This is a genomic window from Synergistaceae bacterium (assembly GCA_031272035.1).
Lineage (GTDB): Bacteria > Synergistota > Synergistia > Synergistales > Aminobacteriaceae > JAISSA01.
Genome location: JAISUO010000076.1, coordinates 20,018 through 34,781 on the forward strand (window position 1 = coordinate 20,018; position 14,764 = coordinate 34,781).

12 protein-coding genes are annotated in these 14,764 nt (G+C 56.0%); 10 read left to right on the top strand and 2 right to left on the bottom strand.

Going from position 1 to position 14,764, the window contains the following annotated elements; translation table 11 throughout:
- Positions 1–51 precede the first annotated feature (51 nt).
- From LBR61_09160 to LBR61_09170, 3 genes are all read left to right on the top strand, one after another.
- On the top strand, positions 52–1,200 hold the full coding sequence (locus LBR61_09160) for an amidohydrolase (protein MDR1732242.1): 1,149 nt from the start codon (positions 52–54) through the stop codon (positions 1,198–1,200).
- A gap of 124 nt (positions 1,201–1,324) precedes the next feature.
- A complete protein-coding gene (locus LBR61_09165) occupies positions 1,325–1,567 on the top strand; it encodes a hypothetical protein (protein MDR1732243.1) in 243 nt (80 codons plus the stop codon).
- Between the two features lie 11 nt (positions 1,568–1,578).
- Entirely contained in the window at positions 1,579–1,836 is a 258-nt protein-coding gene (locus LBR61_09170) for a hypothetical protein (GenBank protein MDR1732244.1), read from the top strand.
- Positions 1,837–1,975: 139 nt separating this feature from the next.
- On the opposite strand, the gene LBR61_09175 is transcribed toward LBR61_09170, so the two are convergent.
- Entirely contained in the window at positions 1,976–2,752 is a 777-nt protein-coding gene (locus tag LBR61_09175) for a nitroreductase family protein (GenBank protein ID MDR1732245.1), read from the bottom strand.
- A 371-nt stretch (positions 2,753–3,123) separates the two neighbouring features.
- Between LBR61_09175 and LBR61_09180 the strand changes: the two genes are divergently transcribed.
- The 7 genes from LBR61_09180 (at position 3,124) to LBR61_09210 (ending at position 12,048) form a co-directional block, all read left to right on the top strand.
- Entirely contained in the window at positions 3,124–4,293 is a 1,170-nt protein-coding gene (locus LBR61_09180) for an amidohydrolase (protein ID MDR1732246.1), read from the top strand.
- A gap of 119 nt (positions 4,294–4,412) precedes the next feature.
- The gene (locus LBR61_09185) at positions 4,413–5,906 is read left to right on the top strand and encodes an ABC transporter substrate-binding protein (protein MDR1732247.1); all 1,494 of its coding nucleotides are present in this window, start codon (positions 4,413–4,415) and stop codon (positions 5,904–5,906) included.
- A 312-nt stretch (positions 5,907–6,218) separates the two neighbouring features.
- The gene (locus LBR61_09190; GenBank protein MDR1732248.1) at positions 6,219–7,751 is read left to right on the top strand and encodes an ABC transporter substrate-binding protein; all 1,533 of its coding nucleotides are present in this window, start codon (positions 6,219–6,221) and stop codon (positions 7,749–7,751) included.
- A gap of 443 nt (positions 7,752–8,194) precedes the next feature.
- Positions 8,195–9,124, top strand: coding sequence for an ABC transporter permease (locus tag LBR61_09195; GenBank protein MDR1732249.1), 930 nt, complete (start codon positions 8,195–8,197; stop codon positions 9,122–9,124).
- Between the two features lie 16 nt (positions 9,125–9,140).
- Positions 9,141–10,043, top strand: a complete 903-nt coding sequence (locus LBR61_09200) for an ABC transporter permease (GenBank protein ID MDR1732250.1) — start codon at positions 9,141–9,143, stop codon at positions 10,041–10,043.
- 20 nt (positions 10,044–10,063) lie between these two features.
- Entirely contained in the window at positions 10,064–11,059 is a 996-nt protein-coding gene (locus tag LBR61_09205; protein MDR1732251.1) for an ABC transporter ATP-binding protein, read from the top strand.
- Positions 11,056–12,048 carry an ATP-binding cassette domain-containing protein gene (locus LBR61_09210; GenBank protein ID MDR1732252.1) on the top strand — a complete coding sequence of 331 codons (993 nt, stop codon included), beginning with the start codon at positions 11,056–11,058 and terminating at the stop codon, positions 12,046–12,048. The genes LBR61_09205 and LBR61_09210 overlap by 4 nt, the downstream gene beginning before the upstream one ends.
- 134 nt (positions 12,049–12,182) lie before the next feature.
- Here the strand turns inward: LBR61_09210 and LBR61_09215 are convergent, their stop codons facing one another.
- The gene (locus LBR61_09215; protein ID MDR1732253.1) at positions 12,183–14,321 is read right to left on the bottom strand and encodes a methyl-accepting chemotaxis protein; all 2,139 of its coding nucleotides are present in this window, start codon (positions 14,319–14,321) and stop codon (positions 12,183–12,185) included.
- Between the last annotated feature and the right edge of the window lie 443 nt (positions 14,322–14,764).

The window sequence follows — 14,764 nt, forward strand, 5'->3', positions numbered from 1 at the left end:
TTATTATGCGACTCCGCGCGCAGCGAAAATATGTGAAAGAGGTAATACGCCATGTTCAGCCAGTGTGACAGTTACTATGAGCGCATCGTTGCTCATCGCAGATATCTTCATGAGCATCCGGAGGTGTCGTATAAAGAGTTTGAGACACAAAAATACATTATTTCGACGCTTGAAGAAATCGGCGTTCCATACAAAACCTTTGAGGGCAACTGCGCCGTCCTGGCCATTGTAAAAGGCCACGCTCCCGGCAAAACCCTTGCGTTCAGGGCCGATATTGACGCGCTCGCAATCACTGAAGAAAACACGTTTTCCTATCGCTCAAAAAACGAAGGGGCAATGCACGCATGCGGGCACGACGGTCACACCGCGGTTCTGCTCGCTTTTGGCGAGCTTCTGAACAAGAATAAAGATAAATTTGGCGGAGAGGTTCGGTTGATTTTTCAGCACGCTGAGGAAGTGGGGCCGGGTGGCGCCGTTGAATTGATAAAGGCGGGCGTTTTGGACGGGGTCGATATTATTTATGGCGCGCATACGAACGTGGTGGTGCTTGACGCCGGTCAGGCCGGTTACGTCGAAGGCCCCCCCTATGCGGCGGCCGATAAATTTGAACTGGAGTTTGTGGGAAAGGGAGGCCCCGCCAATCGGCCTCATCTGACGGAAGATCCCATACTCGCCGCTTCCCACGCTGTGGTGTCGCTTCAAAGTATCGTCGCTCGCAACATCGATCCGCTCGAAAGCGCCGTGGTAAGCGTCTGTGTATTCAACTCGGGTTCGCTGACCAATGTTTTCCCGACCTCAGCCAAACTCAGGGGTACGATCAGAACTTTTGACGAAAATATCCGCCAGTTCATCAAAAAGCGCGTGGGCGAAGTCGCCAAAGCCTCAAGCGATATGCACGGCACAGAGCTTCGATACACCCACCTGCAGGGTTATCCCGTCCTTGTCAACAACGCCGACGTCGTCAGACAGGTAAAGGAAAAAGCGCAGGAAAATGGGATTGAAATGGTAAAAATGGAAAAATCTCTTGGGGCAGAAGATTTTGCCTATTATGCTCAAAAAGTGCCGGCAGGATACTTTTTCATGGGTTGTAAAACAGAAAATCAAATGCCGGAGCACAGTCCAAAACATGATATTGACGAGCGGGGGCTGCTGACAGGCCTGAAGCTGTTTGTATCCTGCCTGCAATGTCATTGTAAATAATTGGACCGGAGTCTTTTGGCCTTCTTCACAATGAAGCGTGGAGCAGGTTATAATGCCATATATTATCGTTCGCGGACAGAGTTCGTTCGAGTGAAAACACGACGGGTGTACAGGTGTATGTTAGATGCGAATCATTGAATCGGCGAGAAAACATGGCGTATTGGATGACGATATCAAATATGTGTACGAGACGGCGACAAAAACCATTATTTTGCGGGATAACCCGACAAAGATAATGATTTTTGGTTTTGACAGGGTCGGCAGATGTCTTGAGGTAGGATATATTATTGATGATGAAGGCGAAGATGTCGTGATTCACGCGATGAAAATAAGACGATCTTACATAAAATATATGAATGAACAGTGAGGAAGAATCCAATGGCGGAATTGGGAACGTATCAGGGGCGTCCGATGACGCCGGACCTTGTCGAAGAACTCTCGGCGGAATTTGAGCGGGATTGGGACGAATCCGAGGTTATCGTCGCGTCAACGTCCCGCGGTAAAGCGTTGCGGGCGCTGCAGGCGCTGGAGCTTCCCATTGAGCAGATCGAGGCCCTTGAATGCCGTGCCCGACACGAACAGAAGTCGCTTACGTCTTATTTGCGGTCAATTCTGCAGAACGAACTCGTGGTTTAAGAGCAACAGAAAACAGGGCGGCCGGATAAACGCAGGCAAAGGCCGCCTCTGCTTTGGATTTTAACCTGCGCCTGAGGGCAATTTTCCCCTCTTTCTCCGTTGTCCTGTCAAACGGGATTGACGGAATTGTGCGATTCGCTCACAGCCATATCGCGTCGGCCTTTTTTCTAGGAGCCGTGCGCAGGTACTCCACGGACGGGTAGCCGACCAGCATACTTGCCGCCAGAGGCTTTTCCGCCAGTTGAAGCCATTTTTTAGCGTCCGGACTGAGCCGCGTGGACCTGACCAGAAAGCCGTTGTACAGGACGCCCAGTCCCTGCGTTCCCGCGATGAGTTCCATGTTTTGCGCGGCCAGTCCGGCGTCCCATACGTTGTTTGAAGCGATGTAGAGCACGGCGGGCGCGTTGCGAAACAGGTAGTCGATTCCTTTTTCCTGACGCAGCTTCACCAGGCGCTGTAAGGGCTTCGCTTCTTCCACGCCGGAAGCGACGGCGCTTTCGACGTCTTTCCAGACCATGCGTTTCAGGGAGGCAAGCCCCTCCTGCACGACGATGAACCGGCAGCCCTGACTGTTGACCGCCGTGGCCGTATAGCGTCCGGCCTGAATGAGGGTTTCCAGCGTTTCCGGCCTGATTTTCCTGTCCAGATAATGGCGGATGCTGCGCCTCGACCGGATGGCGTCAAACAGGGCGGACGTCGAAAGGGTGGAATCCATATCCCTGAGTTCCCGAACGTCGTCCATGTCGTATTCCGGAATGGAAACCGCCTTCGTGGGGCAGATGGCAACACAGTGGCCGCAGTGGAGGCACTCGCCGGAATACACCGCCCTGTTATTTTTCAGGCTCAGAGTCATATAAACACAGTCTGCTGCACATTTCCCGCAGCCTATACAGACTTTTTCGTCAATGGAAACCATCTTGCCCTCCTTTATTTTTTCTCCTTTATTTTCCTTTTATTTTTTACCCTGCGTTCCAATTTTTATTTTCCTCCCGGGGGCAGAAAAGCGCCTCCGGGCCTTCTTCGGGCGAACTTTGCCTCAGAGAAAATTGCAGTCAATATTGTCTGATTGTTTGTTTGTACAAATGAGATTTTAGTGAGTAAAAGACGAATGTCAACGATTTTGTATATCTTTTATATCATGCATTCAATAATTAATATTTAAGGAAAAATATTATGAAAAATGTGAAAAAGTCTGGATTGAGTGAAACTAGTTATATAATAAAAAAGCTTTTGCGCAAAGTTATAGGAATATATTTTTATATTAATGCGATAAAGGGGGGTTGCGTATTGACTACGCAATATCTTCGGGGAGCCACCATCCTCACCGGGACGGGCGAGCGTCTGGAAAACGGCCTGGTGGTGCTGGAGGGGGCTAAAATCGCGGAGGTTTCGAGAGCTTCGGAGGTCTCCCCTCCCGCGGGGGCGGAGGTTTTCGACCTGCGGGGCGCCTTTGTGACGCCGGGGCTGATCGACGCCCACACCCACGTGGGAACCTGCTGCGAGGGCTTCCCGGCGGACATGGACGACACCAACGACATGGTGGAGCCCGTAGTTCCGCAGCTTCGCGTGCTGGACGCGATTTACCCGGACGACACGGGCTTTATGGACGCGCTGGCGGGAGGCGTCACCTGCGTTCAGACCCTGCCGGGGAGCGGCAACGTCATCGGCGGACAGGGGGCCATCGTCAAGACCAAACCTGACATTGTGGAGCGCATGGTGGTGGAAGCTCCTTCCGCCATGAAGGCGGCTCTGGGAGAAAATCCCACACGGGTCTACAGCGAGAAGGGCAAACTGCCCAACACCCGCATGGGAAGCGCCTGGCTCATGAGGGACGCCTTCGTGAGGGCCCGGTACTATCGCGAAAAACTGAAGGCCGCCGAGGCCAAGGGCGAGCCTCTGGAGCGGAATCTGGCGCTGGAGGCCCTGCTTCCCGTGCTGGACGGCAAACTGACGTACCGCGTCCACTGCCACCGCTCGGACGACATTCAGACCGCCATCCGGGTGGCGGAGGAGTTCGGCCTGCGCTACACGCTGGAGCACTGCACCGAAGGCCACCTGATCGCGTCCTGGCTTGCGGAGAAAAAGGCTTACGCGGCGGTGGGGCCCACCCTGACCGCCCGGTCGAAAATCGAGCTGCGCAATAAAACCTGGGACACGCCTCGTTTGCTGGAAGAGGCGGGCGTGCATTTCTGCATCATCACGGATCATCCGGTGGTTCCCATCGAGCATCTCAGCGTCTGCGCCGCCCTGGCCGTTCGCGGGGGCCTGTCTCCGGAAGCGGCTCTGGCGGCCGTGACGATCCGCGCGGCGGAACACCTGGGCATCGAGCGGCGCCTGGGTTCTCTGGAGAAGGGGAAGGACGCCGACCTGGCGGTCTGGAACGGCGAGCCCCTCGACGCCCGGTCGAAGGTGGTAAAAACCTTTGTGAACGGCGCTCTCGTTTACGAGAGTCGATAAAACGCCGATAAAGCGACGAAAGGGGGTGAGGGCCGGATTTTAGCGGAGTATATTGCGGTTCTCGGTGAGTTCTGACAACCCTGACTTTCAGGGTCAACAATGAACAGGAGGGAATTACAATGAAGGCAATGAAGTTCGTTTTTGCGCTTGTGCTTTTGCTCGTGGTCGCGGCCCCCGCGGGAGCGGCGGCGAAGGATACGCTGATCGTGATCGACCAGTACGACGCCACCACAATGGACCCCATCAAACACAACGACGTCCCCAGCTCCAGGGCCTGCGGCGCGGTTTACGACACGCTGATCTTCCTGGACGACGAGGGCAACGTCACGCCGGGTCTGGCGGAAAAGTGGGAAACCATCTCCCCCACGGAGCTGAAGTTCTACCTCCGGAAGGGCGTGAAGTTCCACAACGGCGAGGATATGAAGGCCGCCGACGTGCGTTTCTCCCTCATGCGAGCCACCACCGACGAGGGCGCGAACATTCGGGTGTACTCCCAGAACCTGAAGGACGTGAAGATTATTGACGACCACACGGTGGTACTGGAGCTGAAGGAGCCGGACTACTACTTCTTCGCCTCTCTGGCCCACTGCTGGGGCTCCATCGTCAACGAAAAGGCCCTGAAGGCCGCCGGGGACTCCTACGGCATGAACCCCGTGGGGACCGGTCCCTTCAAGTTCGTGAGCTGGCAGAAGAGCAACAAGTACGTCATGGAGCGTTTCGAGGATTTCTGGGGCCCCAAGCCGAAGTTCAAGACCCTTGAGGTCCGCTCCGTGCCGGAACCCACCAGCCGTACCATCGCTCTGGAGACCGGCGACGCGGACATCGCCTACCCCATCGTTCACAACGACCTGAAGCGCGTGCAGGAGAACGAGAGACTCGTGCTGCTCCGGAGACCTCAGAACTCCACCACCTACATGGGCTTCAACATGACGAAGCCGCCCTTCACCGACATTCGCGTCCGTCACGCCATCTCCGCGGCTCTGGACGTGGTGGCCATTCAGGCCGCGTCCTACCGAGGCGTGGGTCGGGTTCCCACCTCCCTGATCCCCTCGGCGATCAAGCATTCTCTGAACGACAAGCTGCCCATGCACAAACAGGACGTGGAGCTGGCCAAAAAGCTTCTGGCCGAGGCCGGCGTCAAGGATTTGAAGCTGGAAATCTGGAGCAACGAGCGCAAAGAGCGGGTGGACAGCGCCACCATCGTTCAGGCCCAGCTGGAGGAGATCGGCATCAAGTCCGAAATCCGCGTGCTGGAGTGGGGCGCGTACCTGAACGGCCTCATGGAGAAGAAGCACGACCTCTTCTTCCTGGGCTGGGTCACCTCGGTTCCTCATCCCAACGGACCGGTCTCCGGCCTTCTGGAGGCTGGTTCCGGAAGCAACTACACCTTCACCAACGACCCGAAGATCAACGAGCTGCTGAAGAAGGGCCGCGCCACGCCTCTGGACGACGCCGAGAAGATCTACGTGGAGCTTCAGGAGTACATCAACGAGCTGACGCCCATGATCTACTTCCACAACGACGAGTCCATCGCCGGCACCCAGAAAAACGTGAAGGGCTTCGTTCCCCGGGCCACGGAAATTCACTCCTTCCGTGAGGTGTATTTCGAGTAATCTGCAAAAAAAAGACTGGAAAAAAGAGTTTATGGAGAGCTTGAAGAGAGTGTATTAACGAGAGCTTGAGAAGAGAGTAAACTCTGACAGTCTAAAGTGTCAACCTGATTTATTATATTTAGTTTTTATGCAAACGCGGTATTTATTTAAATTCAGCAAAAATATCTGCTGAAATACGGAGTTCAAATCCGTATAATGAAGTAAAATGGGAGCGCAGACCCCGTTTATCCGGACAACGCCGGTCCTTTCCGGGTTGCGGGTTCTGCGCCCTTTGCAGCGAGGGCAACTGGCAGTGTCAGGAGTGGATAAGCAGTGAAGAGATCGATATTTGTAATTTTCGGGCTATTGCTGGCCGCGGCGTTCCTGTCGGGGGTGACGAACCTCCCGGCGTGGGGGGCGGAGAGAGAGAAGCTGACTGTGGCGGACCAGTATGACCCCACGACAATGGACCCCATCGGGCATAACGACGTTCCCAGTTCCCGCGCCTGTTATCAGATTTACGACACGCTGATTTTTCTGAATCAGGAAACCGGGCTTGCCGAGCCGGGGCTCGCCAAAAAATGGGAGTTTCTCTCCGATACGGCGTACAAGTTCTATCTGCGCAGAGGTGTGAAATTTCACAACGGAGAGGAACTGAAGGCTTCCGACGTCCGCTTCAGCATCATGCGGGCCACCACCGATTTGGGGGCGAAAATCCGGACCTACTCTCAAAACGTGAAGGACGTGGAGGTTCTGGACGACTACACCGTCGTCATTCATCTGAAGAACGTGGATTATTCGTTCTTCCCCTCTCTGGCCCATTCCTGGGGCTCCATCGTGAATCAGAAGGCCGTTGAGGCCGCGGGGGACTCCTACGGGCTGAACCCGGTGGGCACAGGGCCCTTTAAGTTCGTGAGCTGGCAGAAGAGCAACCGATACGTGCTGGAGCGATTCGACGACTACTGGGGGCCGAAGGTGAAGTACAAAACGCTGGAGGTGCGCTCCGTGCCGGAACCCACCAGCCGCACCATCGAGCTGGAGTCCGGGGGCGTGGACATCTCCTTCCCCATCGTCCACAACGACATTAAACGCGTACAGGAGCACGAAAAACTGACCCTTTTGAGAACGCCTCTGACCTCCGTGGCTTACCTGGGCTTCAACATGACGAAGGCGCCCTTCACCGACGTGCGGGTTCGCCGGGCCATTTACGCGGCTCTGGACACGGCGGGAATGCAGGCGGCCGTCCTGCGCGGCGTGGGAACGCTTCCCCGGTCCCTTGTGCCCGCGGCGATAAAATACTCCATTCATAAGGACGTGCCGGTTCACGAGCAGAACGTTGAAGAGGCGAAGAAACTGCTGGCCGAGGCCGGCGTCAAAGATTTGAAACTGGAAATCTGGACCAACGAGCGCAAGGAGCGGGTGGACATGGCGACCATCATCCAGGCCCAGCTTCAGGAGGTGGGAATTCAGGCCTCCATCAAGGTTCTGGAGTGGGGCGCGTACCTGAACGGCCTCGTGGAGAAAAAGCACGACCTGTTCATCCTGGGATGGGTTTCCACCGTTCCCGACCCCAACTTTGCCGTGGCGGGACTTCTGGAGACCGGCGCCGGATCCAACTACACCTTCACCAGCGACAAAAAGCTGGACGAGCTGCTGGTAAGGGGGCGCTCTCTTCCCGACGGCCCGGAGCGCGAGGCGATCTATAAGGAAATGCAGCTTTACATCAACGACCTGCTCCCCATGATCTATCTTTACGGGGACGAGGGCATCGTGGGCACTCAAAACTACGTGAGGGGTTTCGTCCCCAAAACCAACGAAGTCCATTCCTTCCGCGAGACCTGGTTTGAAGATGGAGAAAGCAAATAAAAGCAAATAAAGGAAAGTGAATGAACAGACTCCAATTTTTCTTTAATTCAGTTCAGGCCGGATTGAGCGGAGTTGAGTAGAGCGGAGAGGCCGGACGGCAGCTAACGGACCGGAGAGAGATTTTTAACCGTCTTCAATAAAATAAAAGGCTTCTCTGAAAAAAGATTTTGTTTTAAAATAGGCAGTATGTTTTGCATAGGCAGTATCATAAGCAGTATAATTTGGTATAAGAAGCACGTTTTGTAATGAAACCCTGCGGCAGAGAGAGCGAAAAGACTGCAAAAATCAGTTCCTCTGCCGGGGTTTTGAAATTTTCATCTTCATCCCATCGCCGTCTTCCCTGGCGGTTTTCGTTGCGCGTTATAACAAGTTACAAATTGAAGTATAAATTGAAATATGAACTAAAGTAAGAATCTTTTTGAAGAAAGAAGGTAGGATAGACGATGATTCGTTATATCATACGCCGTATCCTGTTTTTGATACCCGTTCTCATTGGAGTGGCCTTCTGCGTCTTCACCCTGCTTTATCTGACGCCGGGAGATCCGGCGCGCATGATTCTGGGTGACATGGCCACGGAAGAGGCCATTCAGGAGTTCAGGGTCAAAGAGGGACTGGACAAACCTTTCCTGCTTCAATTTGGCAATTATCTCTGGAAAGCCGTGACTCAGGGGGACATCGGGCGCTCCTACATCACAAAGCGGCCCGTGCTGCACGAGATTATGACGGCGTTTCCGGCGACGCTCCGACTTTCCGCCTTCGCCATCGTCATTGCCATCCTCATCGGTTTGCCCTGCGGCATTTTGTCGGCCATAAGGCAATATTCACTTTTCGACACTCTGACCATGATTTTCGCCATGGTGGGGCTGTCCATGCCGGTTTTCTGGCTGGGCCTGCTTCTGATTCTGCTGTTTTCGGTTTACCTGCGCTGGCTGCCCTCCTCGGGGTTTGACACCTTCCGGGCCATGATCCTGCCCTCGGTGGCGCTGTCGGCTCAGTCCATCTCCATGATCACCCGCATGACCCGTTCCTCGATGCTGGAGGTGGTCCGCGCCGACTACATCCGGACCGCCCGGGCAAAAGGGCAGAAGGAATCCGTCGTCATCTGGGTGCACGCGCTCTACAACGCCCTTATCCCCGTGGTGACCCTCTGCGGTTTGCAGTTCGGGCACCTTCTGGCCGGGGCGATCCTCACGGAATCCATCTTCGCCATTCCCGGGGTGGGCCGCCTGATGGTGGAGTCCATCAAGATGCGGGACTATCCCATGGTGCAGGGCGGAGTTCTCTTTGTGGCCGTGGCTTTCAGCGTGGTCAACCTCCTGGTGGATCTGCTGTACGCTTACATCGATCCGCGCATCAAGGCGCAGTATCGGTAAGGGAGGATGAGAGAAGATGAGTAACGCAACGGATCTTTACCTCGCGGAAAACGCCGCCGGCGTGACGAAACGAAAGAAACGGGGAGCGCTGGGGGAGGTGCTGTTCCGCCTTCGGAAAAGCCCCCTGGCCATGTTCGGCCTTGCCATCATTCTGCTTTTGATCTTCGTGGCCCTTTTTGCCGACTTTCTCGCCCCCTACGGCTACTCCAAGCAGAACCTCATGCACACCTTCGAGACGCCCTCGAAGCAGTTTCTGCTGGGGACGGACGAGTTTGGACGGGACATTCTCAGCCGCCTGATCTACGGGGCCAGGGTTTCCCTGCAGGTGGGCTTCATCGCCGTGGGCATCGCCCTCGTGGTGGGGGGAATGCTTGGAGCCGTGGCGGGGTACTACGGAGGCTGGATCGACAACGGGATCATGCGCGTCATGGACGTGCTGCTTTCCGTTCCCCAGACCCTTCTGGCCATCGCCATCGCGGCTTCGCTGGGGCCGGGGCTTTTCAACCTGATGATCGCCGTGGGCATCGCGGCCGTCCCCAACTACGCCCGAATCGTCCGGGGATCGGTGCTTTCCATTCGGGAGATGGAGTTTGTGGAGGCCGCCCGGGCTGTGGGCAGCTCCGACCTGCGAATCATTCTCAAGCACATCGTTCCGAACAGCATGGCCCCGATCATCGTCCAGTCCACGCTGGGGGTGGCCTCCGCCATTCTGAACGCGGCGGGGCTTTCCTTCATCGGGCTGGGGATTCAGCCGCCCTATCCGGAGTGGGGAGCCATGCTTTCGGGCGGACGTCAGTACATTCGAGATTTTCCGCATCTGACGCTCTATCCCGGTCTTGCCATCATGTTTACCATTCTGGCGCTGAACTTCCTTGGAGATGGGCTCAGAGACGCGCTGGATCCCAAACTGAAGCGGTAGCGTCGGAGGAGGAAGGATAAATGAGCGACATAACGCACGAAAAGGGCCTGCTGCTGGAGATCAAAGACCTGACGATCCAGTACGTGACGGACAGCGGCACGGTGCACGCCGTGGAAAACCTGAACCTGGAGCTGGGACGGGGCGAAACTCTGGGCTTCGTCGGCGAGACCGGCGCGGGCAAGACGACAACGGCTCTGGGGATCATGAGGCTGATTCCCTCGCCTCCCGGGGTGATCCGGTCCGGGGAAATACTCTTTGAGGGGGAGGACCTGCTGAAGAAGAGCGAGGCGGAGATGCGCGCCATTCGCGGCGGACGCATAGCCATGATCTTTCAGGACCCCATGACCAGCCTTAATCCGGTGATGACCGTGGATAAGCAGATCGCGGAGATGATCCGGCTCCACCGGAACGTCAACGAGGCGGAGTCCCTGAAGCTGGCCGGCGACATGCTGGAGGTGGTGGGGATCCGGCGGGAGCGCATGCACGACTATCCCCACCAGTTCAGCGGTGGAATGAAGCAGAGGGTGGTTATCGCCATCGCCCTGGCCTGCGACCCCGGGCTGCTGATTGCGGACGAGCCCACCACGGCGCTTGACGTGACGATTCAGGCGCAGGTGCTGGAGCTGATGAAACGGCTGAAACAGCAGTTCGACGCGTCGATGCTTCTGATCACCCACGATCTGGGAATTGTGGCGGACATCTGCGACCAGGTGGCGATCATGTACGCGGGGCGGGTGGTGGAGTACGCCGACAAGCGCACGCTGTTCACCAATCCGGTGCATCCCTACACCATCGGTCTGTTCAACTCCGTGCCGGATCTGGACGAGGACAGGGAGGAGCTGGCGGTGATCCCCGGCCTGATGCCGGACCCCATGGACCTTCCCACGGGCTGCACGTTCCACCCCCGGTGTTCCCACGCGACGGAGGACTGCTCGAAGAAGAAGCCGGACATGGTAAAAATCGGACAGGGACATTACGTGGCCTGCCCGGTCCGGGCGGGAGGTGAGAGGAAATGAAGGAAGCGCCCTACATTCGGGTGAACAACCTGAAAAAATATTTCCCCACGAAGCGGGGGCTGCTGCACGCGGTGGACGACGTGAGCTTCACCATCCAGAAGGGAGAGACCCTGGGTCTGGTGGGAGAGTCGGGCTGCGGCAAGTCCACTCTGGGACGGTGTCTCATCCGTCTTTTGGAGAGCACGGCGGGAAGCGTGGTTCTCCACGACGAAAAGACGAACGCGGACGTGGACGTAACGAAGGTCAGCGCTCACGTGATGAAGGACCTGCGGAAAAAGGTGCAGATCGTGTTTCAGGACCCCTATTCCTGCCTGAATCCGCGCCTTTCGGTGTGGGAGCTCATAGCGGAGCCCCTGATCGTGAACGGGGTGTTCAGCGACAAAACCGCCATGCGCGCCAGAGTTCGGGAGCTGATGACCACGGTGGGACTGGCGGAGCGTCTGGAAAACAGCTACCCCCACGAGCTGGACGGAGGGCGGCGGCAGCGTATTGGCATCGCCCGCTCTCTCGCGCTGAGCCCGGAGTTCATCGTGCTGGACGAGCCGGTGTCGGCGCTGGACGTCTGCATTCAGGCGCAGATTCTGAACCTGCTGAACGAGCTTCAGAAGGAATTTCACTACACCTACGTGTTTATCTCCCACAATCTGAGTGTGGTAAAGCACGTCTCGGACCGGATCGCCGTGATGTATCTGGGAAAAATTGTTGAGCTGACGAACTATAAGGAGCTTTTTGTGAAACCGCTCCACCCCTACACTCAGGCGCTGCTGTCGGCGATTCCCGTGGCGAAACTGGACGTGAAGCAGGACCGGATCATTCTGGAGGGCGACGTCCCCAGCCCCATCGAGCCGCCGGAATGCTGCCGTTTCGCGGGCCGCTGCCGTTATCGTCAGGAGGTCTGCTCAAAGGAGACTCCGGACCTGAAGGAAGTCTCCCCGGACCATTTCGTGGCCTGCCACTTCACAAACGCCCTGAAGCCCACGAACGCCTGACCCTTTTGATTTGAACTTCTAATTTGAAACTGAAGATTTAAATCTGAAATCAAAATCCTCATTATTACATTTCAAGTGCCCCCCGGTTCCTCGCCGGGGGGGATTTTTTTAGTGCCCGATCGATGCCGATAAAGTCAGCGTTTTCCCGGGAGAGCGGGCTTTTTGGGAGCCGCGTTCCGTTGATTTTGAGTCTCCCGCAGCCTGAAGCGGGACAGAGCTTCGCCCAAGGACTGGGCGTGTCCGGTCATGATTTCCGCCTGTCCCGAGATGACCTGAGCGGTTTTTGCTGTGGCCTCGGTTTGTTTTTGCATTTCGTTCATCGTTTCATTTATTTCGACGGTGGATTTTGTGGCTTTGTCAATGGCATGAGCCACTTCTTTGCTGGAAGCGGCCTGCTCCTCCGCCACTGCCGCGATGTTCTGGATCGAATCATTGGCCTTGCGGATTTCGTTCATGGCCTGGCTCAGCTCGTTCTGGGCCGCGGTCGCCTGAACCAGAGTTTCGCTGAGAGCGTGACCGGCCTGAGTCGTCGCCTTTATGCTTTCCTGCGCCTGTGTTTGCAGGTCAACGATGATCCTGTTCACGTTTTGCGCGGCCTTCGCGGATTCTTCCGCAAGTTTGCGCACCTCTTCCGCCACCACCGCGAACCCGCGCCCCACGTCGCCGGCCCGGGCCGCCTCAATGGCCGCGTTGAGCGCCAGCAGGTTGGTTTGATCGGCAATGCCTGTAATGACCGTCACGAACCCGCTGACGTTTTCGATGGAATCGACCAGCTGCCGTGTTTTGTCCTCGCTGTCCTTCGCGTTTTTATCCACATTTTTCATCCCGTCGATCACGGTGTTGACCATCTCCGTCGCTTTTATCGCGGCATCGGTGGTACGGGCAATGGAGGACGCGGTATCCGTCGAGGACTGAGCCACGGTGTCCGCGCCGGCGCTCATTTCCTCCACGCCCGCGTTGCTTTCTTCGAGGGCGGCGCCGTTTCCTTCGCTCAGCTCATACACGTGCTCAAAATCGTTTTTGACCTTTTTCATGGAGTCGTTTGTCTCCCCGGCGATGGAGGTCAGCTTTTCGGCCACGTCGCCCAGTTCCTCAGCTACCGTAACGACGTTGCGCATGGCGGATTCCTGACCTTCCACCATGTCGGAGAGCGCGCCGACCAGATTTCCAAGCTCGTCTTTGCCTTCGTAGCCGAAATCCGTCCGCTGGATGGTAAGGTCGCCTTCCTGACACCGTTTCGCCAGCTCCACGATTGTGCGGAGGGGTTTGGAAATGGCCCGGGAAAGGAAGATGGCGATCAGAAGGCCAAGAAGGAGGGAAATCGCTCCGGAGGAGAAAAGAAGGGTCACGGTGGAGTGCACCAGGTCGATGTTTTCGTCGCTCACGGTTTTCACCGTGGTCTGGGCGAAGGCGCTCACTTCCGCGACTTTGTCGTTGTAGGTCCCGCTCAGAAGCACGAGGGAGTTTATGGCGTCGTTCTGGGCCTGGATCGCCGTGGCCATCAGGTCCAGTTCGGTCACGTAGCTTTTGAGAGCTGCGGACACCTTCTGTATCATGCGCCTGCGCTCCTCGTCGGAACTGCCGTCATGCACGTTCTGGGCCCATTGTTCCAGAGTCGCGCAGGTGTCTTTGGCCTTCAGGAAGGCCTGAGGATCGTTGGCCCCGCTGGCCGCCGTGATCTGACGCCGGAGGTCCAGGGCGTCCCCGTACATCCTGCCCACTGAATAAATCTGTTCCACTCTCTGCGCTTTGCTCATGTGGTCGTTTTCCGCAACCGCCGCGTTGCGGTAACTTTCCAGAGCTTCCTGCGTGGTGGAGGTCATCACGTTTCCCGCCTTGACCAGCTCGAGCCAGCTGGCGTTTTTCTTTCTGAGGGCTTCATGCAGCCGGTTCAGGGAATCCACAAAGTTTTTGTGGATGGGCAGAACGTTTTCCCGCACCATCTTCGGGCTCTTCAGGTCCGGATTTGCGGCGCCCAGGGCTTCCATGTCGGCCAGGGCTTTATTCAGGCCCGCGACCTTCACATCGTCGTCCTTCATGGTCTCCTCGGTTCCTGTGTACCGTGTTTCCCGGGTTGTCATAAAAACCGCGGTGGCGGCGCTTTCAATGCCGCTTTTGATTTGCAGTGCCGGAACCACCTTGCTGCGCAGAAATTCGCTCTTTTCTCTGACCTCCGATAAATCCATCCACGTAACGAACACCGCCGCCGCGAACACCAGCAAAACAACGCCAAATCCCAGCAGAAGTTTGGAAGTCATCTTCAAATTTCTCACTTTTTACATCTCCGTTTCTAATTTGAAATTTCAAATCACAAAAGATATAAAATAGCAAGGTAATTTTACTTGCGTACTTTACTCTAATTTTTGTAAATTTCAATATCGGGTTTAAAGTCTAAATTGTGTGATAGTTTGAATTTTCGGTGAATTATACTTTTATAGGAATTCCGAAATTGAGGCTTCCACCTTCAGTTGTCTTTTCCGGCGTCGATAGCTGCAATAGGGTCATTGCCTGCGCAAGTCAATTTTTTTAAAGCCAGGGGAGTTCTTTTTGGTGGCGAATCGTCAGAATGGCAGTTCGTTATCCGTGCCCCAGCTCTTGATCCACTTTTCGACTTCTCTGTCAGTGGCATGTAATCCTGTGGCTTCATAATCTTCCCAGGTTTGGATCAGGTTCCGGCGCAACGCCTCGCGTTTTTCCTCCCGTTCCACATATTGCT

What these genes read in the sequence shown, in the direction of transcription:
- LBR61_09160 (MDR1732242.1), top strand. Translation starts at nt 52, where the DNA reads ATGTTCAGCCAGTGTGACAGTTACTATGAGCGCATCGTTGCTCATCGC.
- LBR61_09165 (MDR1732243.1), top strand. Translation starts at nt 1,325, where the DNA reads ATGCGAATCATTGAATCGGCGAGAAAACATGGCGTATTGGATGACGAT.
- LBR61_09170 (MDR1732244.1), top strand. Translation starts at nt 1,579, where the DNA reads ATGGCGGAATTGGGAACGTATCAGGGGCGTCCGATGACGCCGGACCTT.
- LBR61_09175 (MDR1732245.1), bottom strand. Translation starts at nt 2,752, where the DNA reads ATGGTTTCCATTGACGAAAAAGTCTGTATAGGCTGCGGGAAATGTGCA.
- LBR61_09185 (MDR1732247.1), top strand. Translation starts at nt 4,413, where the DNA reads ATGAAGGCAATGAAGTTCGTTTTTGCGCTTGTGCTTTTGCTCGTGGTC.
- LBR61_09195 (MDR1732249.1), top strand. Translation starts at nt 8,195, where the DNA reads ATGATTCGTTATATCATACGCCGTATCCTGTTTTTGATACCCGTTCTC.
- LBR61_09200 (MDR1732250.1), top strand. Translation starts at nt 9,141, where the DNA reads ATGAGTAACGCAACGGATCTTTACCTCGCGGAAAACGCCGCCGGCGTG.
- LBR61_09205 (MDR1732251.1), top strand. Translation starts at nt 10,064, where the DNA reads ATGAGCGACATAACGCACGAAAAGGGCCTGCTGCTGGAGATCAAAGAC.
- LBR61_09210 (MDR1732252.1), top strand. Translation starts at nt 11,056, where the DNA reads ATGAAGGAAGCGCCCTACATTCGGGTGAACAACCTGAAAAAATATTTC.